The organism is Actinomyces lilanjuaniae (genome assembly GCF_003606385.1).
In the GTDB taxonomy this organism is placed as follows: Bacteria; Actinomycetota; Actinomycetes; order Actinomycetales; family Actinomycetaceae; genus Actinomyces; species Actinomyces lilanjuaniae.
In genome coordinates this window covers 1,689,412-1,716,216 of record NZ_CP032514.1, presented here as the reverse complement: position 1 = coordinate 1,716,216, position 26,805 = coordinate 1,689,412, and the positions used below count along the sequence as shown (strand labels likewise).

The following is a 26,805-nucleotide window of genomic DNA, read 5'->3' as shown; positions in this document are numbered from 1 at the left end:
TGCCGTCACGTTCTTACAGGTCCTCGGGGTCGGTCTGGTCGCGCGCGGTGCCGGGCCCGGGGTCCTGGCGGGTAAAGAGCAGGGGAATCTGGTGCAGGTCGTCCTGTCCCTCCTGGGAGGTCAGGAAGACCAGCTCGTCGCCCCCCTCGAAGCGTTCCTCGCCGCCGGGGCTGACAGGCTGGTAGCCCCGTAGGATTGCCGCCAGGACGGTGTGCGGGGGCAGGCTGATGTCGCGGACCAGCCTGCCGACCACGGGCGAGTCACCGGAGAGGGTTAGCTCGTGCATCTGGGCGCCGGACTGGTGGAAGCGGAAGACCGGAACCAGGCTGCCGATGCTGACGGCCTCCTCCACCAGCGCCGTCATGAAGCGGGGAGTGGAGACTGCCACGTCCACCCCCCAGGTCTCGTCAAAGAGCCACTCGTTCTTAGGGTTGTTGACCCGGGCCACCGTGCGGGGCACGGCGAACTCGGTCCTGGCCAGCAGGGAGATGACGAGGTTGGCCTTGTCGTCCCCCGTGGCAGCCACGACCACGTCACAGTCTGCGGCCCCTGCCCTCTCCAGGGCGTCGACGTCACAGGCATCGGCCAGGAGCCAGTCGGCCTCAGGGGCTGAGGCGATCCGCATGGCATCCGGGGAGCGGTCGACAAGGGTGACCTGGTGGTGGTGGCTGAGAAGCTCGCGGCCGATAGAGCGTCCCACCGAGCCGGCTCCGGCGATCGTGATCCTCATCAGGGACGGTCCTCCTGTACGGGGGGCGGGAGAGCGCGCGCTGCACCCCGGCCACGCGGTCGCTGTTCACCGCGACGTGAAGAAGATCATGCTCCTGGACGACGCTGGTGGCCTGGGGGACGAAGGCGGTGTTCCCCGGGAGACCCAGGTGACCTTGACGCCCAGCCTGTCCTCCAGGACCGGGACGGGAGTCCCCACCCACGCCGGGGAGAGGTCGGGCTGGAGCAGGGCCACCGCCCCGGTCGGGTCCTCCAGCTCGCGTGCCGTACCCCCGGGCAGGATTCGGCGCATCATCTGCTCCGCAGTCTGACGGACCGTAGCCACGGTGGGGATGCCCAGGCGAGCGTAGACGTCAGCACGTCGGGAGTCGTAGATGCGGGCCACGACCCGCTCCACCCCGAAAGTCTCCCTGGCGACGCGGGCAGCAACGATATTGGAGTTGTCCCCGTTGGACACGGCGGCAAAGGCGTAGGCCTCGTCGATGCCGGCCTGGTTCAGCGCGTCGCGGTCAAAGCCGATCCCCTTGACCTTGCGGCCGCTGAAGTCCGAGGGAAGTCGCCGGAACGCGTCGGCAGAGCGGTCGATGACGGACACGGAGTGGCCCGTGCGGTCCAGGCGGGCTGCCAGGGTGGCCCCCACCCGTCCGCAGCCCATGATGACGAAGTGCACGAGGAGGACGGTACTCCAGTCACCAGGCGCTGGCGCAATAATGGCCCTGTGCGTGACACCGCAGATCGTGGCAGGAGGGGACGGCTCGGAGCCGGCCCCTCTGCGTGGGCCCCGGCCGGTGCGTCCTGGTCCCGGTCCTGGGCCGGTGCGGCCGCCCTGTCCGTCACGGCCTACGTCCCCGACGCCGTTCTTGCCGCTGCCGCCGCCGCCGCAGGTGCGGCAGCCTCCGGGCTGGCTACGGGAGCCGTCCTGGTGTGCGTGGTCCTCCTCCTGCTCGTGGCCGTCTCCTACCGTCAGACCGCGCGCGAGGGGCAGGGGGTCGGTGACCTCGGCTACGGGGTCGTGGCCTCCAGCCTGGGGACATGGCCGGGGCTCGTGACAGCCGCCGCCCTGCTGACGTGCCACGCCCTGGCCCTGGCCGTGTGCACGGCCACCGCCGCCTCCTACCTGGCGGTGACCGTGCCCCGTCTGGCACCTGCCACGGTGCAGGTGGCGGCGGTGGGGGCAGCGGCCCTGGGGCTTGCCGTCCTGGGGGCCGACAGGCAGGTCGGCAGGGGGCTGAGCCGCCTCGCCCGGGTATGTGTGCCCGCCTATGCCGTGGTCCTCGGTGCCGTGGTGGTGGCTGGCCTGGCCCAGGACCTCACCGGCAGCCTGGGCCGGGCCGACTCCGCTGTCCTGGAGGTCCTGCCTGAGACAGGGGGGCAGCACGGGCAGCAGGGTCTGCCGTCCCTGGCAGCACTCCTCCCGGTGATGGGGGTGCTAGTGAGCGGTTCCGCTGTCCTGACCGGGGTAGGGCCCGTCTTCGGCGGAGGTTGTCTCCGTGGTGATCGTCCTGGCAGCGGCCCTGACGGCTCCCGGCGCGGCGGGCGAGATACCGCTCAGGACACCAGGCGGGACACCGTCTCCGGCCTTGTCCTGCTGGCGACCGGAGCCGCCCTGGTGGTGGTGATCGTCTACCTAGCCGGGACGGTCGGTGCGCGGGTCGTGGAGGACCCGGCCGGGCAGCTGCTGCGTGACGATCTCCCCGTGGGGGAGGGGTACCACCAGCTGCCTGCCAGCGTGCAGGTGGCTCGTGCCGTCTTCGCCGACGCCCCCCTGGTCCCCTTCCTGGTAGTGGTGACCACTGTGGCGGTGATGCTGCTTGTCGGCGCCACGGTCCTGACCCGCCTGCCCGTGCTCGCCGCCGTGCTGGGCAGGGACCACCTGCTGCCGCACAGGATGTGCCAGCCGGGGGACCGGCGGGTCCGCCTCTGGTGCGCCGCGATGGCCTGGCTGGGAGCCGTCGTCCTCCTGGTGGTGGCCCGTGGCTCGGTTGCTCGCCTCCTCCCGCCCTACGTGCTGACGACATCGGTCTACCTGACCCTGGTCCAGGTGGGCATGATGCGTCACTGGTCGTACGGGCTGGCCCGGGCAACCGACCCCCGCGCGCGTCAGCGCATGCGGCGCTCCCGCGCGCTCAATGCTGCGGGCGCAGCGGCGACCGGAACAGTCCTGGTCGGCCTCCTGAGCACCTGGCCGACCCGGGACGCGTGGATCGTTCTGGCCGTCCTGGCGCTCCTGGCTGCCGTGTGCCTGATCATGCGCGTGACCTCGCTCTACTACCGTCGTGTCAGCGCGGAGACGTCGCTCAACGGGCTCCAGGACGTGGAGGTCCTGCCCGCCCAGGTGCGCGCGGTGGTCCTGGCCTCCCGGTTCCACCAGCTCACCGTGCGTGCCCTGACCTACGCCCGTTCCACCCACCCGGCCTCCGTCGAGGTGCTCACGGTCGACATGGGCGACGGCTCGGCTGAGCGCCTCGTGGAGACCTGGGAAGAGGCCGGTGTCGCCGTCCCGCTGACTGTCCTGGGCTCGCCGACCCTGGAGGTGGTGCCGCCCGTGGTGTCCTACATACGCTCCCTGCGTAGTGACGCCCCCCAGGACCTGGTCGTGGTGTTCCTGCCCGAGCACCTGGTGAGCCACTGGTGGGAGCGTGTGCTCCTCAGCTCGACCACCACGCGTCTGGGGGCGGCTATGAGGCGTGTCCCCGGCGTGGTCGTGGCCTCCGTCCCCTGGCGCCTGGCTACGCCTGGCCAGCCCGGACGGGGCGGCCCGGGTGGCCAGGGTGCCGCTGGGGGAGTCGAGGACGTCATGGACGCAGACGTTGCTGCCCGCCGCGCCTCCCGGAGGCGCCGGGGACAGGGCGGGCCGGGCTGAGCCCGTGACCGTGGCGGCCCTGCGTACCCTACTGACTGTCAGGAACTGCCAGGACTACCAGGAGCACCACGTGACCCCCCGCCGTACCCCTTCTGCATCCTCTGCGTCCGGCCGCCCTCGACCCGAGGGTCGTGGCCGCCGTGGACGTCCTGGAGGCTCCGGGGTGGTCCGTCTCCCTGAGCCTGCCGGGAGGGGGTGGCCGAGCGGGACCGGGAAGCCGGGACAGTCGGGGCCGGGAGACCAGGAGGGGGAGGACCTGCTCCTCAGGGTCACGGCCCCTGCCCACGGGGGTCACTGCGTGGCCCGTCCCGTGGACGACCCCTCGGGCCGGGTGGTGTTTGTCCGCCACACCTTGCCAGGGGAGACGGTTCGCGCCCGGGTGACCCAGCGGACGTCAAGGGCCTGGAGAGCCGAGGTCGTGGAGGTCCTCGAGCCCTCACCGGACCGGGTGAGCTCGGTGTGGCCCGAGGCCGGTCCCTTCGGGGTCGGTGGGGGCGAGCTGGCCCACGTCTGCCTGCCCGCCCAGCGCGTGTGGAAGCAGTGGGTGCTGGCTGACTGCCTGCGGCGCGTCGGCGGGCCGCAGGTGGCCCAGGCGGTGGCTGCGCTGCCCGGTGCTGCCGCTCCCGGGGGCGTCGCCGTGGAGGCGCTGCCGACACAGGTGTACCAGGGTGCGGACTCGTCCCGGGAGGTGTCCGTGCAGGGCACAGGTACCCGGACCCGGATCACCCTGGAGGTGGGCGAGGAGGGCCAGGTCGGGATGCACGCCTTCCGCTCCCACAGAGTCCTTCCCCTCAGGTCCCTGCCCCTGGCGGTCGCCCGCATCCAGGAGCTGGGCCTGCTGGAGGAGCCACGCTGGCGCAGTCGCTACCGGCCAGGTGGGCGCATCAGGGCTGTGTCCCCGAGCCGGGGCGAGCCCATTGTCCTCCTGGACGGCCAGGTGCTCACGGCAGCGGCACGTCCTGCAGACAGGCCACGCGTGGAGGAGGTTGTCGACGCCACCGGCCTGGGGCTGGGGGAGCTGCGCTACCTGCTGCACCCCGGGTGCTTCTGGCAGGTACACGTAGATGCACCCACGGTGCTGGTGGACCGGGTGGTGCGCGCGGCCCTGGGCGGGTCTCCTGGGGGCGCGAGTCCCGGGGACCACACCCGCACGCCGCTGGACCCGGGGCCTGCCCACGGGCAGCGGGTCCTGGAGCTCTACTCGGGCTCGGGCCTGCTCACGCTCCCCCTGGCGATGCTTGTCGGCTCCTCCGGCCAGGTCCGTTCCCTGGAGGGGGACGCCCAGGCCGTCAGGGACGCGCGCCGCAACCTGCGCGGCTGCCGCTGGACCCAGGTGGCCGCAGGCAGGGTGACGCCTCGGACAGTGTCAGCGGCGGGGAGCGCCTTCGACGGCGGCGGGCCTGACGTCGTCGTCCTGGACCCTCCACGGCAGGGCGCCGGTCGCCAGGTGGTCCAGGCGGTTGCCCGGACGGGGGCCGGGCGCGTCGTGCTGGTGGCCTGCGACCCGGCAGCCCTGGCCCGTGACCTGGCGGTCTTTCTCAGGTCCGGCTACCGGCTGGAGGCACTGAGTGCGCTGGACGCGTTTCCCCACACCCACCACCTTGAGGCCGTGGCAGTGCTGGTTCGGAACTGAGCCCGGCCGAGCTGGCGGGAGCAGGTCGCACGACTGCCCTGGTGCCTGTTCCGCGTGCCAGATCCTGGCCCTGAAACTCATCTTGCTCGTGTTGCGTACGACTGGCGTGACGTAAATGGGTGGTGGCTGTTCTGTCGGGCCGGGGCGGTGAAGGAACTGTGACAGCAACGACGCCACCGCGACGGCGCTACGGTGTTCGCTGCGATATCGGTGCGACGGCGGTGCGTCGACGGTGAGACAGTGGTGGCGGCCGTGCCCGTTGACAGCAGGTGACACGACCTTCGGTACCGTCTGCCCCTAGCAGTCTTGTCTGTCCGTCTCTCCCACCTGCCCGTCCCACTGTCCGTGGGCTGTCCGTGGTGGTGCGGACCCTCACGATAGGAGCAGTACCGTGGCCAGTCTCAACACCTTTGCCTCGCGTGACACGCTCGACGTCAACGGACGGTCCTACGAGGTCTACCGCCTTGACGCGGTCCCTGGCCTGGAGCGCCTGCCCTACTGCCTGAAGGTCCTTGCGGAGAACCTCCTGCGTACGGAGGACGGAGCCAACGTCACGGCTGACCACGTGCGGGCGCTGGCCTCCTGGGACCCTGCCGCCGAGCCGGACACGGAGATCCAGTTCACCCCGGCGCGGGTGGTCATGCAGGACTTCACCGGGGTGCCCTGCATCGTGGACCTGGCCACCATGCGGGAGGCAGTGGCCGAGCTGGGCGGCGACCCCGAGGTCATCAACCCGCTGGCGCCCGCGGAGATGGTCATTGACCACTCCGTCCAGATCGACTCCTTCGGCCTGACCTCCTCCCTGGAGCGCAACAAGGAGCGCGAGTACGAGCGCAACGCCGAGCGCTACCAGTTCCTGCGCTGGGGCAGGGCGCCCTGTCGAACTTCCGCGTGGTGCCCCCGGCACGGGGATCGTCCACCAGGTCAACATCGAGTACCTGGCCCGCACCGTCTTCACCCGCGACGAGGGCGGGGTCACCCTCGCCTACCCGGACACCTGCGTGGGGACGGACTCCCACACCACCATGGTCAACGGCATGGGGGTACTAGGCTGGGGCGTGGGCGGCATCGAGGCGGAGGCCGCTATGCTTGGCCAACCGGTGTCCATGCTCATCCCCAAGGTGGTGGGCTTCAGGCTCTCCGGCGCCATCCCGGCCGGGGCCACTGCCACCGACGTGGTGCTGACCATCACCCAGATGTTGCGCGCCCACGGCGTGGTGGGCAAGTTCGTGGAGTTCTACGGGGAGGGCGTGGCTGAGGTCCCACTGGCCAACCGGGCCACTATCGGGAACATGAGCCCGGAGTTCGGCTCCACGGCCGCGATCTTCCCCATTGACGAGGTCACCCTGGACTACCTGCGCCTGACCGGCCGCAGCGAGGAGGACATCGCCTTGGTGGAGGCCTACACCAGGGCCCAGGGCATGTGGCACGACTCCTCCCGTGAGGCCGTCTACTCCGAGTACCTGGAGCTGGACCTGTCCACCGTCGTGCCCTCCATCGCCGGTCCCAAGCGCCCCCAGGACCGCATCGAGCTGAGCGCTGCCAAGGAGGCCTTCGCCTCGGTGCTACCCACCTACGCCCCTGGGGGCTCCCGGCCCACTCCGGTCACCCTGGCGGACGGCACCCAGACCACCCTGGACCACGGGCACGTGGCCATCGCCTCCATCACCTCGTGCACCAACACCTCCAACCCCAGCGTCATGGTGGCGGCCGGGCTCCTGGCCCGTAACGCGGTTGCGCGGGGCCTGCGCTCCAAGCCGTGGGTCAAGACCTCCACGGCTCCGGGCTCCCAGGTGGTCACTGACTACTACGAGAAGGCGGGCCTGTGGCCAGCGCTGGACGAGCTGGGGTTCAACCTGGTGGGCTACGGCTGCGCCACCTGCATCGGCAACTCCGGACCGCTGCCCGCCGAGGTCTCGGCAGCGGTCAATGACGCCGACCTGGCGGTGGTCTCGGTGCTGTCGGGCAACCGCAACTTCGAGGGCCGCATCAACCCCGACGTCAAGATGAACTACCTGGCCTCCCCGCCGCTGGTCATCGCCTATGCGCTGGCTGGGACCATGGACTTCGACTTCGCCACCCAGCCGCTGGGGCACGACCCTGAGGGCAACGAGGTCTACCTGTCCGACATCTGGCCCGACCCCGCGCAGGTGCAGGCTGTCATTGATGCCACGATCGACCGGGAGATGTACACGCGCGACTACGCCGACGTCTTTGCCGGAGACGAGCGCTGGCAGGGCCTGGACACTCCCGAGGGGGAGACCTTCGCCTGGGACGAGGAGTCCACCTACGTGCGCAAGGCACCCTTCTTTGAGGGCATGACCATGGAGCTGGCACCGGTCAGCGACATCACGGGTGCCCGGGTACTGGCCCTCCTGGGCGACTCGGTCACCACCGACCACATCTCCCCGGCAGGAGCCATCAAGGCCGACTCCCCGGCGGGCCGCTACCTGGCCAGCCACGGGGTGGAGCGCAAAGACTTCAACTCCTACGGGTCGCGCCGCGGCAACCACGAGGTCATGATCCGGGGCACCTTCGCCAACATCAGGCTGCGCAACCAGCTGCTCGACGGCGTCGAGGGCGGCTACACCAGGAACTTCCTCACCGGGGAGCAGGAGTCGATCTTTGACGCCGCCCAGGCCTACCAGGCCGCAGGTGTGCCGCTGGTGGTCCTGGGCGGCAAGGAGTACGGTTCCGGCTCCTCGCGTGACTGGGCGGCCAAGGGGACGGCTCTGCTGGGGGTCAGGGCGGTCATCGCCGAGTCCTTCGAGCGCATCCACCGCTCCAACCTCATCGGCATGGGGGTGGTGCCGCTACAGTTGCCGGACGGGGAGTCGGCAGCCTCGCTGGGCCTGGACGGCACCGAGACCTTCTCCGTCACCGGGCTGACCGCCCTCAACGAGGGCGTCACCCCCCGTACCGTCACCGTCGCCGCGGCCAGGACGGACGGGACCGAGGTGGTCTTTGACGCCGTCGTGCGCATTGACACCCCTGGGGAGGCGGACTACTTCCGCAACGGAGGCATCCTGCAGTACGTGCTGCGTCAGCTGGCCTCCAGGTAGCGGGCGGCTCCGGTGGGCAGCGCCCCAGGTAGCAGGGGCAACGCTGCGTTCTCGTCCCCCTGCCGGGACGCTGCCAGAGGCTGACCGTGCTCGTTCGGCGACTGCTGGGTGCCGGTGGGAGCCCGGGCTCCACAGGTGGAAGTTGTGACGGGGTTGTCTGCGGTTGTCCACCTGCTGCCCGCAGGCTCGTGGCGACGTGAGGGTCGGCACGTCACGATGGCGGGCAGGCGGCACGTCGGCGTGGTCGGCGCGCTGGCAGTCTCGTTTGCGAGGGAGGCGGGCAGTGACCGATCTGTGGGCCGTCACGGGGTTCACCCCGGACGGTGACGTGGACGACTCGGGAGGGACGGAACCGTGGGGTGAGGACAGTATGGTCCCTGCCCCGGAGCAGGATGTCCCCGGTGGGCCGGAGCTCGCGGTCCGGAGGTGGGGGACCCAGTCTCCCGGGGACTCTAGGTTTCCCGGGGGCGCTGAGTCTCTCGGGGGCATTGAGCCTCCTGAAGGCGTCGAGGGCGGGCAAGATGCTGAAGAGACAGGGATGGCGCGGGCGCTCGAGGCTCCGTGGGCGCGAGGTAGGCGGCGTCGTGCGGGCAGGGGAACGGGCACAGAGTCGGGCCTGTCGCAGGTGGTGGCCGGGAACATCCGCCTGGAGGCGGCCCGGGTGGGTGTCACTCAGGCGGAGCTGGCCCGATTCCTGGGGATGTCCCGCTCGGCGGTGTCGCTGAGGTTCACCGGAAAGGTTGACTGGCGTGTCGGTGAGGTGGGCCAGGTCGCCTGGTACCTCAACCTCCCAGCCACCGACCTGTTCGTGAGGCCCAGGGGAGCCCGCAGAGACCTTTCCTGGTAGGACGGCTAGGAGACTGCTCCTGGTGAGAGGCGGCGCTTGTCCCAGTGGGGCGGTGCGCGACATGAGTCAAGAGCTGCTGGCCGGACAGCACCTCGCCAGTGTCTACCCGGTCCTGCGGACCCTGCCGCGGCATGCTTCTAGCGTGGGTGGTTGTGCCTCTGGCGTGGGTGCGCGATTGCGACCGCGCGGTGGGCGAGGTTCTCTCCATACCAGCCTTGGGATGCTCGCTTTATGCGATATATCACATTGTCCTGCGTGAGGCGGGGTATCTGTTGTAGGAGTTCCACCTCGGCGAGAGTTGCGCGAGGAGGACGGGTACGACTCACGCCAAGTTGGCAAGCGTCCGCAAGGACGGGAGCCGTGCCATCCCACCTCAACCTGGGCAGATGACATCAGCTCACACTGTTCCGTCCCAGCGGGACTATCTCCACACAAGCGTTAACTGCACTAGCCAGGATCGTGCTGTTCCACCCTACCTGACACGGTGCAAACGGGTATATGCCTCAGGCTGCCAGCGCCTGCTGCTTCTGGCGCCTGCTCCGCAATTCCGCGCCCGTAGGCCGTAGCCGAGCAACTGGCTGGCTGTGCGGTTGACGGCGGAGGTGGCTGCGCGGCGGGAGGAGCGGCGTAGGCAGGGGATGGGTTGGATGGTGCTCAGGTGGTGGGTACGCCCAGGCCCTCGACCACCTCGGCGCCTGGCAGGGCGGCGAGCAGCTGGCCTGGGACCAGCAGCTTGGAGCCGCGCAGGCCCGAGCCGATGAGGACGCTGGGGCGGGCGGCGACGGCGGCGTCGATGAGCAGCCTCCACTGCCCGGGCAGGCCCACCGGTGTGATTCCGCCGTAGGCCATGCCGGACAGGTCCGTCGCCCTCTCCACGGGCAGGAAGGAGGCCTTGCGCACGTCCAGACGCCTCTTGACCACGTGGTTGACGTCGGCAAGGTCGGTCGCACGTACCACGCAGGCTGCGAACCTCTCCTCGCCCTGCCGCTTGCCCGATACGAGGACGCAGTTCCCGGTAGCGCGCGGGTCCAGGTGGTACCGGGCGTTGAGGGCGTCAGTGTCGGAGAAGGCCGGGTCGATCGGGACCACCCGGGCCTGGTGGGCCAGCTCGACCTGGGGCAGCTCGCGCAGCGCGGCCGCCACCGGGCCCGCCAGCAGGTCGGTGCGCTCCAGGGCGCTGAGCCACCCGGGGTCCGCGGCAAAGACCTCCTCGGGGTCGCGCAAGCGGTCAGTGGTCCGGTTGCTGGGCGGGTCACTGCTGTGGGTCATAGTTCCCTGTCCTGTCGTGTCCTGCTGTGCTCCTGGTACCCCGTTGGCCGAGTCCAGCACTACCTGGGCCCACCGGTTCCCCTCCTGGTACCTCGCCGTGACGGGATCTGCCGGGCCTGCCGAGGTGGTCCGTACCCTAGCCCGTGGTGCCCAGGTCGCTCCAGTTCTCTTCCTGCGGTTTTCCTGCCGTTCGTTCCGGAATAGGGCGGCGGCTCGGGACGTTCGGCCTAGCGCACGTCCGGCGCCTCGCGCCTGTGACGGCAGCATCACCGACGCACCGCGATGAGCGCGACCGCACGACCAGAGGAGAGACCTCATGCCGCAGCACAACCAGCCTGCCTGTCCCGGCCCTGAGCGCACCAGCAGCACTGGGAAGAGTGCTGGTACTGAGGAGGTCGACCTCCTCGTCGTCGGAGGAGGCAAGGCTGGCAAGTCCCTGGCGATGGCCCGGGCCAGAGCCGGTGACAGCGTCGTCATGGTCGAGCGGGACAAGATCGGCGGGACCTGCATCAACGTCGCCTGCATCCCCACTAAGACCCTCATCTCCTCCGCCCGGGTCCTCCGTGACGTCCAGGGCGCCCGTGCCCACGGCGTGGTTCTGACTGGCGGCTCCGCCCTCCCGGGCGCTGAGGGCTCCACCGAGGTCAGCACAGCCAGCGGTGGCGACGACGCAGACGGGGCAGACCAGGCTGCGGCCACCCCCCTGTCCCAGGCCCGTGTCGACCTGGCGGCCCTGCGGTCGCGCAAGGAGGCGGTGGTCGGCGGCATGGTCGCCGCCCACGAGACCATGTTTCCGGCCTCCGGCATGGACTTCTGCCTGGGCACGGCCCGGTTCGTCGCTGAGCGCACCGTGGATATCTTCCTGGCCGAGGGCGGTACCCGCCGTGTACGTGGTAGGACAGTTCTTCTCAACACCGGTACCACGCCGTCGGTCCCGGCTATCCAGGGGCTGGGTGACGTGCCGTACTGGACCAGCGAGGACCTGCTCACCCTGCCCGAGCTGCCCGAGCACCTGGTGGTCCTGGGCGGGGGCGTGATCGGCACGGAGATGGCCTCCCTCATGGGGATGCTGGGGGTGCCCGTGACCGTGGTGCACGCTGGTGAGCACGTCCTGGACCGCGAGGACGCCGACGTGGCCGCCGAGGTCACCGCAGGCCTGGAGGCCCTGGGCGTCACGGTCCGCACCGGCGCCCGCGCCTGCCGCGTAACCCCCTCCCCGCAGGGGGTCGTGGTCACCACCGAGGACGGGCGCGAGGTGAGCGGCTCCCACCTGCTCGTGGCCCTGGGGCGTACCCCTGTCACACAGGGCCTGGGCCTGGAAGCCGCTGGCGTGGAGGTGGACCAGTGCGGGTTCGTCGTCGTCGACGACCACCTGCGCACCAGCGCCGAGGGCGTCTACGCCGCCGGCGACGTGGCCGGGACCCCCCAGTTCACCCACGCCTCCTGGAACGACTTCCGCGTCCTGCGCGACCTGCTGGCAGGTAAGGAGGCCTCCACCGCCGGGCGGCTCATCCCCTGGGCCGTGTTCACCACGCCCGAGCTTGGGCACGTCGGCATGGGCGAGGAGGAGGCGCGCGCAGCCGGCTACACGGTGCGGGTCGCCAAGAGCCCCACGGCAGCCGTGCCGCGTGCCAGGACCCTGGGACACGCCGAGGGCTTCTACAAGGTGGTCGTGGACGCTGAGACCGACCTCATCCTGGGGGCCGCCGTCATCGGGGCCGAGGCCAGCGAGGTGGTCACCAGCGTCCAGATGGCCATGCTGGGCGGCCTGACCTGGCAGCAGCTGCGTGACGCCGTCATCACCCACCCCACCATGAGCGAGGGGCTCAACATCGTCCTGGACGCCATGCCGCCGTCCTGAGGGTGGCAGGATGTGCCCGTGCTGCACATGATCTTCTTCGAGCCGCGGATCCCCGGCAACACCGGTGCGGCGATCAGGCTCAGCGCCAACACCGGTGCTGCCCTCCACCTGGTGGACCCGCTGTTCAGCATGGACGAGCCCAGGCTGCGTCGTGCCGGGCTGGACTACCACGACCTGGCCAGGACGCGGGTGCACCAGACCCTGGAGGAGTGCCTGGAGCACGTCCCCGGACGGGTCCTCGCCCTCACCGCGCACTGCGACCGCCTCTACACCCAGGTGGACTGGCGTGACGACGACGCCCTGCTGCTGGGGCCGGAGCCGACAGGACTGCCTGAGGAGGTCATGAGCCACCCCCGGGTCACCGGCCGGATCCGCATCCCCATGGTGGCTGGCAGCCGCTCGCTCAACCTCGCCAACTCCGCAGCCGTCGTCGTCTACGAGGCCTGGCGCTGCCTCGGCTTCCCCGGAGGACACGCCTCGGAGGGGGCGGGGCCGCAGGCTGTACAGGAGCCGTCACCCCGCCCGACCGGAGACTGCTGAGAACGGATGGGGCCTGTTGCGAGAGTCGGGATGTGGTCGGTGTGGCACAGGGCAGACGAGGCTTTCGGAGTGCCAGCTGCTAAATTACACAGGATCTCGCCAAACGCTTCGGATGATGGGTACAGGCATCTTTGTCCGTTATGACCTGACCGACGCTCAGTGGGAGCCGCTCTCTTCTCTCCCGTTGTTGCCTGTGCCCTGCGCTCGGTAGTACCCGTTACGGTTCCTGGCTGATGGGGCGGGGTAAGGATCGGGGCATGTGGGGAGACGTGTCTGTGGGGGTGGGTGGTGTTTGCTCGGCTACTGGGATCAAAACACGGCTCTTTATGAGCGGTGAGGGGTGGGACCATGCCAGGAGCACGCTGCTGGGGGCAGTGCCCAGGTGGTGCGTGAGGTCGCGTGTTAAGGACCGCACGGTGGCCGCCGTGGCAGGTGCCTATGACATCCCGCTGCAGACGGTGGTCAGCTGGGTCGCGTGGTACAGGGAGGGAGCAGGCAAGAGGCGACGAGGCGGGAGCGGCGGAGGAGGTTGCTGAGACACGCCGTCTTAGGGCCGAACTGCGTGAGGCCGGGATGGAGGTCGAGTTCCTAGAAAAGTCGCAGCCTTCTTCGCGAGGGATCAGGAGCAGGACAGAGGTAGTCCCTCATCCCCAGCGAGGAGGGACCTGCCCGGTGTCGTCGATGTGCCGGTGGTCCGGGTGTCAAGGTCGGGGTACTGGGACTGGGCTACGCGATGGCCGACCGCATGCGTACCAGCCTGGTACGCGAGGCCGTGGACATGGCGACAGAACGCTGCCCCTACGAGAGAGGAACCACTATCTTCTACTCTGACCGGGGGCCAGTACACCTCCCAGGAGTTCCCGGTTCACCTGGAGGCCTGTGGTATCCGTCTTTCGGCGGCTCGGACCGGGGCGTGACTGGGCGGGTGCGTGGGCAGAGTCCTTCAACGCCACGCTGAAGAACGAGAAGGTCCACCAGATGGTGTACTCGACAAGGAAGAAGGCGGTCAGTAACATTGCCTCGCGGATCGATCCGAGATACAACCAGGTACACCTCCACTCAAGCACTAGGCCACCGGCCCCAAACGAGGACCGGGACCCAGTTGCTGACAGCAGATAGAGCAGCATAAGTACACCCAACAAGGTGTGGCCGAAAAACACCCAGCACTCCAATGTGCTACGGGCAGTGGTGGAGGGGCTACGACCTGTGTCGCGCCTGGCAACTGGAGGGGGTGTGGGAGCGAGTCGAGGCGGAGTTGGTCGCTCAGGCCAACGCCGTAGGCAAGGCCAGCCGACAAGTGTTGGTGGGCTCCACGGCCTGCCGTACACACGCGTTCGCTGCCGGGAACAAGACGACCGAAGACGAGTCGGCCGACCACGTTTCTGGGGCCTGCTGAGGCGCCTGGTCCGCCAAGGTTCACGTCACCGATGACCCAAGCCTAACTGTACTTTCCTGTCAGTTGTGTACGTGTCGTGCGGGGGTGTCCCTGTGTGGTGTGTCAAGCGGAGGCGGGTAAGTCGTGTGCTGGTTGGGGGGCGTGGAGGGATCTGTCTCGGATCATCGCGTGCAGGGTGAGGACACGACGGTGTGCGAGGGCGGGTATGGCTTGGTTGTGATGTTTTCCCTGGGGCGTTTGCGGTCGTGGTAGGCGCGGGATGCGGGGTCTGGTCTGAGGGAGGCGAGGGCTGGGAGGAGCATTGCCCGCTTGGGGTGCTTGCTGTCGGCGTATGAGACGTAGGCACCGTGTATGGAGGAGTCGGAGCGCCGGGTGACGGGAGTGAGCCTGGAGCAGTCAGGCCAGGTGGCGCCGGTGGGGAAGGTTCTGCCGAGGGTCTCGGCCAGGAAGACGGCTGCGGTCCTGCCCCTGGTGTCAGGCGCGGGTGGCCAGGGGGCCGGGTAGGCTTCGACCTGGGCGGCGACGTCGTCGATGATGGCCTGTGTCCAGGCGGTGTGGTGTCTGTACCCGCTGGAAATGGGCCTAGCGTCGGTACACGCTCTGTCGGCCTTGCGCAGGTCGGCGGGTGCGGACCAGGCGGCGATGACCTCTAAGAGCCTGTCAAGTTGTCTGTGTGAGCTTGTTGGTCAGGCGGTCGGGGTAGGCTGCGGCGCGCTGGGTGAGGGCCTGTTTCCAGCTGGTGGTGGCGTGCCCCTGGATGAGGCGGCCCTTGGCCCTGTGCCTGCTGGGTGGCTGGTTGCGCTCCTTGTCTCGTTGGCGGGCGCGCCTGTCCTCGATGTTGCAGATGGCCAGCCACAGCAGCTTGACGGCGGCCTCGTGGGAGGGAAGGCGCCCCCGGTCTCTTGGCACCTTGCGCGGCTGGTAACTCAGCGACTCGATCGCGTTGGCGGCGGGGCACCTCCCACGTACTGGGGGAGAGATGACGCGGCGCAGGGCCGAAGGGAGGGCCGGGAGCGGGGCGAGCCGCTCCCGGCCCTCTGCCAGGTCGCCACGGCCTGGGGGTACTTCTGGCCCCGCTGGTCGACGAGGGCCTCCAGGGCGGCCTGCTGGCTGGGAGCGGTGCAGACGGGCCTGAGGGCTGCGGCGACCCTCTTGCGGTCCTGGTAGGTCACGAACCGCGTGGAGGCGCGGACCCAGCGTACAGGACGGGTGATCATGGAGCCCAGCTCATCCAGGCGCCGCTGGCCCCTGCGCACCAGGCGGGGCGTGAGGCTGCCGGCCCGGTCCCGGGGCACCTCGATCTCTAAAGAGCCCACCTCGGAGCTGACGGTCTTGGTCGTGTGCCGTTACGGGTGCTGCCACGCGCCACGGGCGTGTGCTTGCCCTTATCGTAGCCCAAGGCTCGGTCATCTCGGCCTGGAGGCTCCGTTCCAGGGACTCCTTGAGCAAGGCTGGCAGGAGCCCGTCGGTACCGGTCAACTCGACCTGGCCGGAGTCGATGCGCTCGAATAGGTCGTCCAGGCCACCAGACTCACCCAGCCGCTCAGCCGCTTAACCACGTCGCGCCCGCTGGAAGTACCAGCAGCCACGTCAGCCATCCTGTCATCAGTCACAGCCATCAGGATCAGTCCTTCCAAAGCAGTAAACACGCTCACCTCTAACACAATACGGGTCGGCCCTCGGCTCCCGGCGCCGCACCGACGCCTGCGAAGGAGCTCGTACAGTGCGCGGTCGTTCCCCTAGTCAGCGGTCACCAGCAGCCTCGCAACGGTCGGTGACAACACCCCCGGATCATCAGACGACAGGGGCAAGACATCATGCCGACCACCGCTGGCCCAGCCACCGGCACTCCTTCACCGGCAACCACCAACAAGGTAACGTGTCAAGCAGCGGTAGGTAGGTTCTTGGTGGTGAAGGGGGAGTAGAGAGTTGTCGCGTTTCATGGCGTAGAGGGTGAGAATGCGTCGGTGGGTCTAGGCGAGCAGGGCCAGGTTGTGGCGTCTGCCCGGGTGGTCTTGCGGTCGTAGTAGGCGCGGCTGACAGGGTCTGTGCCTGGCAGCAGAGAGGCTTCGGTGCTCGTCGGCCACGGCTGGGCGGACCCGACCACTACCAGTTGGGCTGCCGCTGACCGGTCGCAGCCGTCGGCCGGTCCACTACGACAAGCAAGATTGACCAGCACCAATGCCAGTACGGCAGCGAACTTCAGAGTATATCAATAGTAAACTAAGTGTACCACGGAAAGTAGTGTGTCAGAACAACCTATAACAGTAGTGATGCAGGCATCAGAGTGATCTAGAATATAAGCAGTTGCGTAATGTTCAGCACCGATAAATGCAAAGGAGTGGGTTGAAACAAGCATGAGTACTTCTTCTCGGTCGCTAGTGTTAGCAGCGTCGGATGTGCAGGTCTCTTCAAAGATTGGAGGTGAAATAGTTGTAACTACCGGAGCAAAGAAGTTGGCGATAAAGGTTCCGCCGAGCGAGGAAGAGACAATGAATGTCCTTCTTAAGGAAGTTGTGCCGAAAATATGCAGGTCTATTCCTATGTCGAATCAAATTTCTAAAGAGGAATTCTTGCTCCTTGAACCGTACGTTGATCAACTTATAGAAGCAGGGATATTGCTGCCCGTAGCAGCAAAGGTTACTTCGGAGCCGACTAGACAGTTATATACGTACCTTGCTAGACGAAGCGCGAAAGTTGACAGCATATACGAAGGTACTCAGAATAAAATGTTTTACATCGAGGCTCCAGAAAGTATAGCATTGAAGTGGCGCGCAATGCTACTTGACCAAGGCTTGATGGTTGCCGATAGTCCAAGAAGAGCATTTGCTATCATAAAAGTATACTCAAGCGAAAGTGAGATTTTGAAGGATTCCACCAATTTTCATGATGATAAGCGAAGATGGGTACCGGTGCAATTCAATACGTCGGAGATTATAATTGGCCCCTGGGTATCTCCCGGAGAATCTGCTTGCCCAGCGTGTAACGCTGCTCGAAATACAACGGAGCAACAACCAAGCACGCCCTGCTCTTCGTGGCTCAGTCGACAGCCGTCATCACTAACCTGGATCGGCGGAATTTTGGCAGCACAAGCGCTGAGGGCGGTGACACCTATAGGGCCATATCATCCATGGGGTACGGTCGTCATCGCGGACGTACTCAAGTTTGAGCAGAAAAAGATATCTGTGTGGAAAAATCCGTACTGCAGAAACTGTGCGGACGTTAAATCCCCGCAAGCAGCATGGAGTGAGTACTATGGATAACAGGATTAAAGTAAACACACTTCTAGAACTGTTGTCGGGAATGCGTCTAGCGGTGCGCCAGGTCCCTGTGTTGCCTGGATTTGAGCACCATACAGCAGCGCTCGTGGACGACAGTGACGGTGAGCCTGGCATTGAGCTCTCGGCACGCCCCGTGGAAATTCGCCAAATTGCTTCATCAGCAACTTCCTTCAAAGATGCAGTAAGACTGCTTACCGAAAAAGAACTTACTGCGCGACGTGTGAGTGCAGTAGGTGATAGTAATATCACCGCTGTTGGTGTTTCGTTCGACAAGGATTCCGCGAAGAGCCGTGCAGTAATATCATGTTACGAAAAACTTGTGAGTACTCTACTGGCGAGCCAGAACAGGCTAACTTTAGCCGCCCAGCAGACGAGTCCAACTGTGCGAGAATTAAAGAACATTGCAGGCAAAGTTATTGTTCGTTCATACACTGATGTAGTACCTGTGCCTGTCCGTATCATAGAATCGGTCTTCGACCGGAGGCCAAATTATCTTGCTGCTGTTGGCTGCGGTGACGATGCTGAGCACCGGGCGAAGGATATGCTCCTTTCGAAGTTTGATGCTTTTCGGCTGCCAAGAACGGGATCGGCACCCTGGATAGACATGGCATCGATCAATTACAATGATGAACGTGTTAAGAAGTATACTGATAGTACTGAAAGATTAGATGCGATCTCATATGACATAACCCCGCATATCTACACGCGAACTTGGAAACAGCATGGAATATGGGTCTCAGAAGCTAAAATGTGCAACACCCCGAAAGGTATGTGCGAAAGTATACTATCCGAAGTAGATGCAATCCATATCGGGCTGTTAGGACCTACCGAATTTTCAATGACTCATGGCCGACACGAAGTACTGGCGTCCAGAATATTTCACGAACGGTCAAAAATATACGTTGACTTCAAAGATCTTTCAGTAGTTAGTTCAAAGAGAACTGCTGCTCCCATAGTTTCCACAATGCGCCACGCAACGCGTGACTATAGATTCACCAAGCGTGAATATGTGCTTAGCGACACCACAGAGGTTAGAACTGCGCCATTTAAAGAGATTATAGGAACTCGTCGATCCTGGACTCCATTCGGTAACGAAGCTATTGGATATAGAGAACTTTCGCACATACTATATGCTGCCTATGGATTACAGGAACCGGATTTAATAGCAGCAGCAATACAAAGTTTCCTCTACGAGCCACGCCCTCAGGAGGGGGCTATACTCGAATGATATATTTGTATTAGTTGAGAATGTTTCGACAATAGATAGGGGCCTATATTATCTAAATCCAAACAAGAACTGCCTTCAACTTGTAAATGAAGATGCGAGGATGGCATACGCATGTAAGTTAACTGGGTACTCAGAGCGCATATCATCGTCAGCAGTACTGGTGCTGCTCGGCGCTTCCCTTAGAAGAAATCAGTGGAAATATTGGGAACGGGGCTATCGTACCGTCCTACTGGATTGCGGACACTTAGCACAGAGCATAATTGTAGCTGCAGGCAGTGTTGGGCTCGTTGCTCACCCAATAGGAGGGTTCATAGACGATCTCGTGAACGAGTTTGTAGGCTACGATGGAGTCGACGATGTAGTTCTACATCTGATTGCCTTAGGAAGTAAGGGAAAGGATTAGGATGCGTGGCGGCATGTTAAGACTAAAGTTGCGTAAGGACGCAACAGTTCATCTTTCATCCGAGAGTATGGCAGGTTATATCGAAACTTCAGAAATGGTGTATAGACTTGAGGGCAGAGACTCGATATCTTTGAGGGGAGGCTGTGGCCATTCCTTAGTTCGTATCGATATTATCACGAAATCGTTGCAGAGTTCATTGAAGTAATTTCCGAAGAAGAGATAGGAGAAATACTGGGACAGCTACTTGATATCGGCGTCTTACTATATGAAAACGATGACCCCGTTTCAATTGATGCTATACCCACTGTGTCATTAGTGGGCGATGAAATGATGGTGACGGATCTAAGTACTAGGCTCCAGGAGCATGGCTACAACATAGCAAGCGCTGGTACCGGGGATGTTGTTATCATAGTTTCTCGTTCTCTAATCGATCCCGCTATAGACAATTTGCAGAGGGCTGTACTTCAGAAAAGAGCATGCTATCTATATGCTGGTCTTGGACCTACCGGTATGGCATTTATCGGCCCGTTGCGTCGTCCTTCGTCGCTCGGAGGTTGCATAACTTGTTTACGTACCAGAACTGTGGCAAACTCGCAGTACAGTTCACTCTATCAAGAGTACATAGAAAGTTTGCGTCGCTCAGAAGCACATCCTCTTAAGCATCAACTTCTGCCCGATGTTATGTCCTGCATAGCGATATGGGTTATACGCAGGTTGAATGAGTATACTAAATGGACCGGTTCTTCTAAGGGGCAAGAAGTTGTTTTCCTAAAAACGGACACCCTTGTGCCTAGTACCCACGTGGTCCTTCCTGTCCCAACATGTAAAACTTGCAGGGACTTTCACCATGAGGCATCTATCACAGAATCGCTGGACATTGAGGATGCTCTTGACGAGAGAACTGGTATAATTCATTCGGTAACTCCCGTTGAGCCGACCATAGGACCGTCTGTGTACTTAAGTGGAAGCACATCCTCTGATTCTAGGGTCATACGTAGTTCCATGCGTGCTGTTAATAATGGAGGGGCCGGTTTCTCAGCCAAGGAAGCCAGGACTGCCGCCATAGGCGAGTCGCTGGAGCGCTACGCGGCAGGGATATATAATGGAAGTTCTTTACGCCTTAGTAGTTATAATAGTCTTGATGACGAGGCGGTGGATCCGACTCTATTTAAATTCTTTACCGACCAGCAGTTTGGAAGGATGAATCTCCCTCTTGTTCCCTTTGATAATGATACTATAATCAGATGGGTAAAAGCAGTTCGATGGTCAGATAAGGTGGACGTGTGGGTTCCTGCGTGCCAGGTTTTTCTCCCGTATAGAAGACTAGAGGGAGAATCTGTTTTCGCTCAGTCTATATCTACTGGAATGGCGGTAGGTCCTAGTTACGAGCAGGCGGTGCTTAGCGGCCTTCAGGAGATTGTTGAGCGTGATGCGTTGGCTATATCGTGGATGCATCGACTTCCTCCCAGGAAGATGTTGCCATCTGTTTTAGGGAGTTTGACTCTTCCTGAGTTTCATCATGGATTATCAAAAGACTGGAAAGTTGAGTTATATGATATTACTCTCGATGTTTCCTTTCCGGTGATAGCTGCTGTAATGGATACTTATCATGAAGGAAATGTTATCATGTCTTTTGGATGTGCGTGTCGATCCACTCATGAGCAAGCCGCCAGGAAGTCGTTCCTAGAAGCCGCGCAAGGGGTAACATATATTAGACGTCTCATGCCGTCATATGTGGATTGGAGTCCGGGAGAAAATTTTGATAACTTAGAGGATTTCAATCACCACGCTATTCTGTACAGCATGTATCCAGAGTTACGTAATCAGGCGAGATACATTATTGATCCAGAGAAGTCGACAATTCCATGTCGTCCAACTCTTCCTGTTCATACTGATATTGGCTCTGATGTGAATGCAGATCTAGATTTTTTGGTTTCGGAAGTTTTAAAGACAGGCCATGAAGTCTACGTAGTGGATTTGACTACAGTTGACGTTAAGATGCTAGGTGTGCGTGCTGTACGTGTCATGGTTCCCGGGTTTGTGCACCTTTCTGGTACCCATCGTGCACGGCCGCTGGGAAGTGACCGCCTGCGTAACTTGCCAAGCGAAGTTGGCTACGAAACGGTTCCGGATAACCCGTGGCCACATCCTCTTCCATGAAAGGAGCCAGGATCTCGATGAGTCCATCATTTCGATTGCACAATACGATGGATACTATTACGAGTAACGACTTTTCTCACACATGCTCAATTGCTTCCGCAGCTCAGAAACACATTCTAAGTCAAATTGTTTCTGAACATTATCCAGTAAGTTGTCAGGTGGAAGCAAGTACGATCGAAGGCGGAATCTGCCTGCAGTTCATGTCACAGTTCTCGCGCCTTCGCGAAGAACAAGTTATTACTCATAAGTTCTTCTTCATAGAACGCAAGGAAGTCAGGGAGATTATTCACCACGTTAGTCCTGATAATTTGCGCGCAACAACAGTTTTATTGGTGCCATTTTATGAAAATTACAATAAAGACTATTTCAATGTTTCAGTGTGTGATCGCGAAGGTTATATTCTTACCACCGACGCTTTTGTTTTTGATAGAGAAGGAAGAATAGGTCCTTACTCTTTCAGGCAAGATTTTGTCTCACCAATTCCGGTATTGGATGCTTATCTCAGGGAAGAAAAGAATTATGATGGGAATCGTGTAGCCCGCTTCTGTGTCTCGTTTGAAGAACTTTGTAGCACGACACCTATACATATATTGTGGGAGACAATAGGGACTACTTCTTGCAGAACTGTATTATGTTCGCCTGATACGCCGATAGTTACGGCAGACCTTCCGTTGTCTGGCGGTTCTGCTGCGGTAAATTGTGACTGGGTAGTAATTGCTGTTGATGACGAAGAACGCTTTATAGCGCAAACGTCGTTTTCTCTTCTACCTGAGCTGGATGATGGTGTATGCTAGACGTAGTTACGCTGACAACTTCCATAAGGCTGCCAACTCAGTTTATATCTGTTAAGGAGGAGACCGGACTCATATACTTGCCCCTACACCAGCACCGGCGACCAAGACCCCCGCACAACACGTACACAACCTCACAAGCAAGTACAGCTAGGAGTTTGCCGCGACACCGGACGGGAGCCTGGAGAGAGAGAAGCCGCCGAGGAGAGCCAACACGACCGCAGCGACTACGAGAGCCATACTAAATCCCAACTGTTGCACCCCGAGGCCAGTAAGCAATGGTCCTATGGCTAAACCACTAGCGTAAGCTAGATTATACAGGGCGAAGGATCCGCCAAGTGTTGATGGCTTTGCTTTGTATCCCTGGTCGGCAATCAATGTGGTGGCGGGAGCAAGGAGGAATGCTGACGAGAGGCCCAGAAAAATCATTCCCACGCTTGTCTGCCAGAGTTCATTGGCGAATCCAACAATAAAGAGGGCGATGGTAATGAATAACAGCCCAGAAGCAGTCAGCAGACGGGAGGAAACCTTGCCGACATAATAGCCCACGGCGGGGTTTGCAACAATTCCTGCAAGCGAGGCGAGGGCGAATAGCAGACCGATGTTAAGCGCGCTGGTGTTGAGGTGGACGGGAAGAACTGGCTCTAAACTTGCCAGGACTGCTGCCCCGACGAGGATGGTGGTCGCGATCGACGTAGATCCGGAAACCCGTAGGACGGAGAGCGGCCCGCCAGTGTCATCGGTGACACGGGGCGTCCCTTTGACTAGGATGATGCGTAACAGCCCGTCAGCAAATGCCACACCAGCTGCGAGTAGGAAGGGCGCGGAGGTGTTAAAATGCTCTACCATGAACCCGGCGACTATCGGACCGATGAGAACGCCGAGCGTGATTGTTGACAGCGCAATTCCCATGGCTTGCCCTCGTTTCTCCATGGGGGTGGTAGCTGCAATCAGGGACAGTGAGGCAACCCAAGACATTCCTCCCGCTACCCCCTGGGCGAACCGTGCCACAAAAAGAAGGAAATAGGGGCCGCCCATGGCGAAGAGTAGTGTAGCAATCGCGAGTCCTATGAGGCCGATTAGTAGAGGGGTCTTTGGTCCGTACCGATCAACGGTACGTCCGGCGACGAAGGTTGCCAGAACCATTGCAATGGCATAAGAGGCGAACAGAATCCCTGTAGCCGCCGGACCAGCGTCCAGCACTGATGGCAACAGCGGGAGTACTGGAACGGCGAGGCCTACCACGAGCATATCAGTAAATAAGGCTACTGATCCGACGATGAGTGCGCTGGTGGAAGAAGTATCTTGTACCTCAGGGACGGAGGAATGGTTGTTCATGGACCGGAACTCCGTATCGATCTGTGTCAGTTGTCTGAACCTGGGTGGCTTTAGGTATGCGCAGAGCTTTCTGCAGGTCCAGCGAGGGTGACGACAACACTGCCATTGTCACTGTGGACTACTAGCCTCAAGGAGTGAGAAGCGACGTGCCTTTGATGTGCGGGACGCTCCCGATACGCATGCCAGCCCAGAAGGAGCGGCACAGGTCTCGGTGATGCACCGCTCCCGCGCTTGATACATGAATGGTAACACATGTGTGCGCGGAGTACAACCCTTTGACGTGACTTATCTCATATGCCTGTCTGTGGGGTTCAGTGCTTGACGTTGTAGCGCCTGCTGGGCTAGCCGCTGGCGGGTGGGCCGGTCGTGGACCGGCCGTGCCAGCCGGCCGGTCCACGACCCCAGTCGGCTGGCGCGCAGGAGGGAGCAGGGATCATCGTGGTCAGGTACACGTGCCGGTGGGGCCGCACAGGACCACCCTGCCACCTGGGTCTGGCGCCCTTCGCCGTGGGGCAGGTTCTCAAGCACTACCGCATGCCCAGGCTCACCGATGCAGGCCAGGCCACCGGCCTGCCCGCACGCAGGTGCCCGCCCCGGTGCGCAGGGGGAGGACCGTCCCAGGCCAGCCGGTCCACGTCGCTGTCAACAAGCCTGGCCGTGTGACGGGCACGGGCCGACCCAGGACCGCGCCACCAGGAGGCCCGCCGCACCCGTACGCGCGTACGCGGCTGGTGCTGGCTCCACCACGCCGTGGACGGCTGCCCCAGGGTCGTCTGACTGCGAGGGCCTTGACGACGAGACCAGGCAGACCGCCGCAGGATCCTGACAGCGCACCAGCGCCTTCCTCGCCTCCCCGGGCGTGACCGTGCAGGAGGCCACGACCGGCAACAGGGCCTTCAACCAGGTCCTCCAGGCCGCCGGGGCAAGGCGCCGCCGCGTCGGTCCCTACCGCCCGCACACAGGCAGCAAGGTCGAGCGGCTGCGCGGGGTTTGCTAGCCTGAACGATCCCGTTTGAGCGCACCGTAGTTTTGGGCAGGTCGAGTTGACAGAAATTGACGGACTTGAGGCGAGCCCTTCAAGCCCAACTGACCAAGCATCTAGGGCAGGGAAGAGTAAGCAGAGCCATATGGTGCGCGGCAGTGCAGTGCCCACAAGTGACGCCACTACGAAGATGGTCGTTCCCATGTCAGTAGTTGCGGGCTTCGTTGTCGCGGCAAGTCAGGCTCCTGCGCTACGCTGCAACGTCGTGTGGCACGTCGCACGTCACAGCATGGCAGAGGGGCGGATCGACAGGTCCTCGACCACCGCATCCATGGAGGTGCTCACGGCCAGGCGCACCGCCGAGGCCACCGACTGCGGCGTCATGTGGTCAGCGGCACGGTAGGCCGGGGCGCGGCCTCCCTCCGCGTGCCTGCGCGCAGCGCTGAGCGCCTGGAGCCGCTCCTGCATCGGAGTGTCCACCCGACCCGGGTAGATGGAGGTGACCCGGACCTGGCCGCGCTCCTCCTCGCGCAGCGTGTCGGCCAGGGCCTTGAGGCCCGCCTTGGACGCGCAGTAGAGGGAGTGGCCCGGCCAGGCGTGCAGGCTCGCACCCGAGCCGACGAACACCACCAGCCCCCGGGACGCCCGCAGGGCAGGCAGCACCAGACTCGTCAGGTGCGCGGCTGCCACCAGGTTCAGGTCCAGCACCGAGCGCCAGCGGGCCGGGGTGAGCCTCTCGACCGCTCCCGGTGCCTCCACCCCGGCGCAGTGCACCAGCACGTCGAGGCTGTCGAGCTGGATCCGGTTGACCAGGTAGGCCAGGGCGGTGTCGTCGGCCAGGTCGACCGGGCACACCAGGACCGCGGCCCCGGACTCCTCCTCCAGCGCACCCGCGAGCTCCTCCAGGTCGGTGGCGGTACGGGCGACCAGGACCAGGTTGTGGTCCCGCGCCAGGTCCCTGGCCACAGCCAGGCCGATGCCCGAGGTCGCCCCGGTCACCAGGGCTATCGGGCGCCGCTGGTGGCGTCCGGAGCTGCTCGTCGTGGAGAACCCGAAGGCCGGGGTGGCGGCCTCGCCCTGACGGCGGCGTCCCCCGGGTCGGGTCGGCTCGGTAGAACCGGGCGGTAGCGTCACTGAGCCTCCTTCAGGAAGGGCGCGGCACCCGGCTGCCCAGGCACGGAGTAGGTAGCGGTCAGCGTGGCCCGGGCGAGGCAGTGGGTGGCCAGCGTGAAGGCGGCGGCGGTGGGGGAGGCCCCGTCGTCAAGCCCGAGGGTGTCTACGTCCAGGGCGGAGACGGCAAAGACGTAGCGGTGGTCTCCGTCCCCGGCCGGGGGGTAGGGGCCGAACCAGGCGTGGTCCCCGCTGTCCCCGGCCAGGTGGAAGGCGGCTCCGTCCAGGTGGAGGTCGCTGGTGCCCGCCCCCTGCTCCAGCGAGGTCACCGACACGTCCAGGTCCACCACGGTCCAGTGCCACCACCCGGCCGGGGTGGGCGCGTCAGGGTCGAAGCAGGACACGACGAAGGAGCGGGTCTGCTCGGGAAAGCCCGACCAGCTCAGCGCGGGGGAGATGTTGTCGTGGAGGCCCGTGAATCTGTCGGGGACGCGTTCACCCTCAGTCACGTCCGGGGAGACCAGGGTGAAGGCGGGGACACGGGGCAGGAAGTCGTAGGGCGCGGGCGGTCGTGGCGGGTGAGGTTGGTTGCCACGGTGTGCCTCCAGAGGGTGCGGTGCGCGGATGTCTGGCTTGCGGTCCGGTTCCTGAGATCCGGGTGAGGTCGGTTGGTGTCCGGGTGAGACAACGACAGCCGTGTGGTTCCCACTGTAGAGCAGCTGGGGGAGCCACGTCACCGCAGTGGCCGGCGGGGCTGGCCGACTGGCCGAGCGTGACCAGGCTGAGCGTGTCGGTGCCCGGAGGTACCCTGGGCCTCACGGTCGAACATCTGTTCGAGCCGTGTCTGGTCCGTCTAGGGAGGAGTACATGACTGGAGTCTGCGGTAGTGGTGAGCCCCTCGGGGACAGGGCGCGCGGCTGGCTGCGGCGCGTCTGGCCCTCAGGCGGGCGGAGGAGACCACCGGGCTGCGCCACCACGACCACCACGACGGTGCGCACGGGTTCCAACGGGCCATCGGCACCCGGTGGTCCTCGGGACGCTCCGGGCTCTGGACTACCTGGGGTCCTGCCCTGCCGGGGCCCTGCACCTGGAGGGTCCGCCGCGGTCCTCCTGGCCGCTGCGGCGCTGCGCCAGGGCGTCTACGGCTGGTGCGGGGTTCTGGGAGGGGAGGGGTGGGCTGGTGCGCCGCTGCCGAGCTCGGCCTTGACCTGTCCCGGGTCCTCAGCGTCCCTGCCGACGGCCTGGGGCACGATGGCGTCCTGGCTGCCGCGGGAGTCCTGGTCGACGGGGTCGATGTCCTCCTCCTGACCTC

19 protein-coding genes and 4 pseudogenes are annotated in these 26,805 nt (G+C 63.8%); 15 read left to right on the top strand and 8 right to left on the bottom strand.

Going from position 1 to position 26,805, the window contains the following annotated elements; all coding sequences use genetic code 11:
- Positions 1 to 13 precede the first annotated feature (13 nt).
- A complete protein-coding gene (locus D5R93_RS07295; protein ID WP_119835152.1) occupies positions 14 to 730 on the bottom strand; it encodes a potassium channel family protein in 717 nt (238 codons plus the stop codon).
- A gap of 19 nt (positions 731 to 749) precedes the next feature.
- Positions 750 to 1,399 (bottom strand): annotated as a pseudogene (locus tag D5R93_RS07290) (potassium channel family protein); the annotation flags it as partial.
- A gap of 48 nt (positions 1,400 to 1,447) precedes the next feature.
- On the opposite strand from D5R93_RS07290, the gene D5R93_RS07280 reads away from it, so the two are divergent.
- From D5R93_RS07280 to D5R93_RS13265, 4 genes and pseudogenes are all read left to right on the top strand, one after another.
- A complete protein-coding gene (locus D5R93_RS07280; RefSeq protein WP_162933877.1) occupies positions 1,448 to 3,592 on the top strand; it encodes a DNA-binding protein in 2,145 nt (714 codons plus the stop codon).
- A 163-nt stretch (positions 3,593 to 3,755) separates the two neighbouring features.
- A complete protein-coding gene (locus D5R93_RS07275) occupies positions 3,756 to 5,225 on the top strand; it encodes a class I SAM-dependent RNA methyltransferase (RefSeq protein ID WP_120205914.1) in 1,470 nt (489 codons plus the stop codon).
- Between the two features lie 391 nt (positions 5,226 to 5,616).
- Positions 5,617 to 8,287: pseudogene (gene acnA, locus D5R93_RS07270) on the top strand (aconitate hydratase AcnA).
- A gap of 538 nt (positions 8,288 to 8,825) precedes the next feature.
- Positions 8,826 to 9,134, top strand: a complete 309-nt coding sequence (locus D5R93_RS13265; protein ID WP_162933876.1) for a helix-turn-helix domain-containing protein — start codon at positions 8,826 to 8,828, stop codon at positions 9,132 to 9,134.
- Between the two features lie 654 nt (positions 9,135 to 9,788).
- Here D5R93_RS13265 and D5R93_RS07260 read toward each other — a convergent pair.
- Complete coding sequence (locus D5R93_RS07260; protein ID WP_120205911.1) at positions 9,789 to 10,403, bottom strand: YbaK/EbsC family protein; 615 nt, start codon at positions 10,401 to 10,403, stop codon at positions 9,789 to 9,791.
- Positions 10,404 to 10,719: 316 nt separating this feature from the next.
- Here D5R93_RS07260 and D5R93_RS07255 point away from each other — a divergent pair, with 316 nt between their 5' ends.
- From D5R93_RS07255 to D5R93_RS13260, 4 genes are all read left to right on the top strand, one after another.
- Positions 10,720 to 12,264 carry a dihydrolipoyl dehydrogenase family protein gene (locus D5R93_RS07255; RefSeq protein ID WP_120204556.1) on the top strand — a complete coding sequence of 515 codons (1,545 nt, stop codon included), beginning with the start codon at positions 10,720 to 10,722 and terminating at the stop codon, positions 12,262 to 12,264.
- An 18-nt stretch (positions 12,265 to 12,282) separates the two neighbouring features.
- Positions 12,283 to 12,804, top strand: a complete 522-nt coding sequence (locus tag D5R93_RS07250; protein WP_120205909.1) for a tRNA (cytidine(34)-2'-O)-methyltransferase — start codon at positions 12,283 to 12,285, stop codon at positions 12,802 to 12,804.
- Between the two features lie 879 nt (positions 12,805 to 13,683).
- Positions 13,684 to 13,923, top strand: a complete 240-nt coding sequence (locus tag D5R93_RS15010) for an integrase core domain-containing protein (RefSeq protein WP_120204554.1) — start codon at positions 13,684 to 13,686, stop codon at positions 13,921 to 13,923.
- A 628-nt stretch (positions 13,924 to 14,551) separates the two neighbouring features.
- Positions 14,552 to 14,704 carry a hypothetical protein gene (locus D5R93_RS13260; protein WP_162933875.1) on the top strand — a complete coding sequence of 51 codons (153 nt, stop codon included), beginning with the start codon at positions 14,552 to 14,554 and terminating at the stop codon, positions 14,702 to 14,704.
- A gap of 156 nt (positions 14,705 to 14,860) precedes the next feature.
- On the opposite strand, the pseudogene D5R93_RS07235 reads toward D5R93_RS13260, so the two are convergent.
- A pseudogene (locus tag D5R93_RS07235) lies at positions 14,861 to 15,739 on the bottom strand (transposase).
- Positions 15,676 to 15,855 (bottom strand): hypothetical protein, encoded by a 180-nt coding sequence (locus D5R93_RS15005; protein WP_423243292.1) that lies wholly within the window; start codon positions 15,853 to 15,855, stop codon positions 15,676 to 15,678. Before D5R93_RS15005 ends, D5R93_RS07235 begins: the two are co-directional and overlap by 64 nt.
- A gap of 744 nt (positions 15,856 to 16,599) precedes the next feature.
- On the opposite strand from D5R93_RS15005, the gene D5R93_RS07230 reads away from it, so the two are divergent.
- The 6 genes and pseudogenes from D5R93_RS07230 (at position 16,600) to D5R93_RS13245 (ending at position 22,066) form a co-directional block, all read left to right on the top strand.
- Complete coding sequence (locus D5R93_RS07230) at positions 16,600 to 17,463, top strand: TOMM precursor leader peptide-binding protein (RefSeq protein WP_162933874.1); 864 nt, start codon at positions 16,600 to 16,602, stop codon at positions 17,461 to 17,463.
- Positions 17,447 to 18,709, top strand: a complete 1,263-nt coding sequence (locus tag D5R93_RS13255) for a hypothetical protein (protein ID WP_162933873.1) — start codon at positions 17,447 to 17,449, stop codon at positions 18,707 to 18,709. The genes D5R93_RS07230 and D5R93_RS13255 overlap by 17 nt, the downstream gene beginning before the upstream one ends.
- A 1-nt stretch (position 18,710) precedes the next feature.
- Complete coding sequence (locus D5R93_RS15000; protein WP_120204548.1) at positions 18,711 to 19,112, top strand: SagB/ThcOx family dehydrogenase; 402 nt, start codon at positions 18,711 to 18,713, stop codon at positions 19,110 to 19,112.
- A gap of 327 nt (positions 19,113 to 19,439) precedes the next feature.
- A pseudogene (locus D5R93_RS14995) lies at positions 19,440 to 19,955 on the top strand (TOMM precursor leader peptide-binding protein); the annotation flags it as partial.
- A gap of 159 nt (positions 19,956 to 20,114) precedes the next feature.
- Positions 20,115 to 21,272, top strand: a complete 1,158-nt coding sequence (locus tag D5R93_RS14045) for a YcaO-like family protein (protein ID WP_120205906.1) — start codon at positions 20,115 to 20,117, stop codon at positions 21,270 to 21,272.
- 17 nt (positions 21,273 to 21,289) lie between these two features.
- Entirely contained in the window at positions 21,290 to 22,066 is a 777-nt protein-coding gene (locus D5R93_RS13245; RefSeq protein ID WP_162933871.1) for a DUF5944 family protein, read from the top strand.
- A 147-nt stretch (positions 22,067 to 22,213) separates the two neighbouring features.
- Here the strand turns inward: D5R93_RS13245 and D5R93_RS07210 are convergent, their stop codons facing one another.
- The 3 genes from D5R93_RS07210 to D5R93_RS07195 all read right to left on the bottom strand — a co-directional run bounded on the left by D5R93_RS07210 (position 22,214) and on the right by D5R93_RS07195 (position 26,101).
- On the bottom strand, positions 22,214 to 23,401 hold the full coding sequence (locus D5R93_RS07210; RefSeq protein WP_120204546.1) for an MFS transporter: 1,188 nt from the start codon (positions 23,399 to 23,401) through the stop codon (positions 22,214 to 22,216).
- 1,264 nt (positions 23,402 to 24,665) lie between these two features.
- On the bottom strand, positions 24,666 to 25,517 hold the full coding sequence (locus D5R93_RS07200; RefSeq protein ID WP_120204543.1) for an SDR family oxidoreductase: 852 nt from the start codon (positions 25,515 to 25,517) through the stop codon (positions 24,666 to 24,668).
- The gene (locus D5R93_RS07195; protein ID WP_120205903.1) at positions 25,514 to 26,101 is read right to left on the bottom strand and encodes a YbhB/YbcL family Raf kinase inhibitor-like protein; all 588 of its coding nucleotides are present in this window, start codon (positions 26,099 to 26,101) and stop codon (positions 25,514 to 25,516) included. The genes D5R93_RS07200 and D5R93_RS07195 overlap by 4 nt, the downstream gene beginning before the upstream one ends.
- A gap of 259 nt (positions 26,102 to 26,360) precedes the next feature.
- Between D5R93_RS07195 and D5R93_RS13240 the strand changes: the two genes are divergently transcribed.
- On the top strand, positions 26,361 to 26,801 hold the full coding sequence (locus D5R93_RS13240; RefSeq protein WP_162933870.1) for a hypothetical protein: 441 nt from the start codon (positions 26,361 to 26,363) through the stop codon (positions 26,799 to 26,801).
- The last annotated feature ends 4 nt before the right edge of the window (positions 26,802 to 26,805 follow it).

Excerpts from the sequence above, each read along its gene's own strand:
- D5R93_RS07295 (WP_119835152.1), bottom strand. The coding sequence starts at position 730 with ATGAGGATCACGATCGCCGGAGCCGGCTCGGTGGGACGCTCTATCGGC.
- D5R93_RS13265 (WP_162933876.1), top strand. The coding sequence starts at position 8,826 with ATGGCGCGGGCGCTCGAGGCTCCGTGGGCGCGAGGTAGGCGGCGTCGT.
- D5R93_RS07260 (WP_120205911.1), bottom strand. The coding sequence starts at position 10,403 with ATGACCCACAGCAGTGACCCGCCCAGCAACCGGACCACTGACCGCTTG.
- D5R93_RS07255 (WP_120204556.1), top strand. The coding sequence starts at position 10,720 with ATGCCGCAGCACAACCAGCCTGCCTGTCCCGGCCCTGAGCGCACCAGC.
- D5R93_RS13260 (WP_162933875.1), top strand. The coding sequence starts at position 14,552 with ATGGAGGAGTCGGAGCGCCGGGTGACGGGAGTGAGCCTGGAGCAGTCA.
- D5R93_RS14045 (WP_120205906.1), top strand. The coding sequence starts at position 20,115 with ATGCGTGCTGTTAATAATGGAGGGGCCGGTTTCTCAGCCAAGGAAGCC.
- D5R93_RS13245 (WP_162933871.1), top strand. The coding sequence starts at position 21,290 with ATGAGTCCATCATTTCGATTGCACAATACGATGGATACTATTACGAGT.
- D5R93_RS07210 (WP_120204546.1), bottom strand. The coding sequence starts at position 23,401 with ATGAACAACCATTCCTCCGTCCCTGAGGTACAAGATACTTCTTCCACC.
- D5R93_RS13240 (WP_162933870.1), top strand. The coding sequence starts at position 26,361 with ATGACTGGAGTCTGCGGTAGTGGTGAGCCCCTCGGGGACAGGGCGCGC.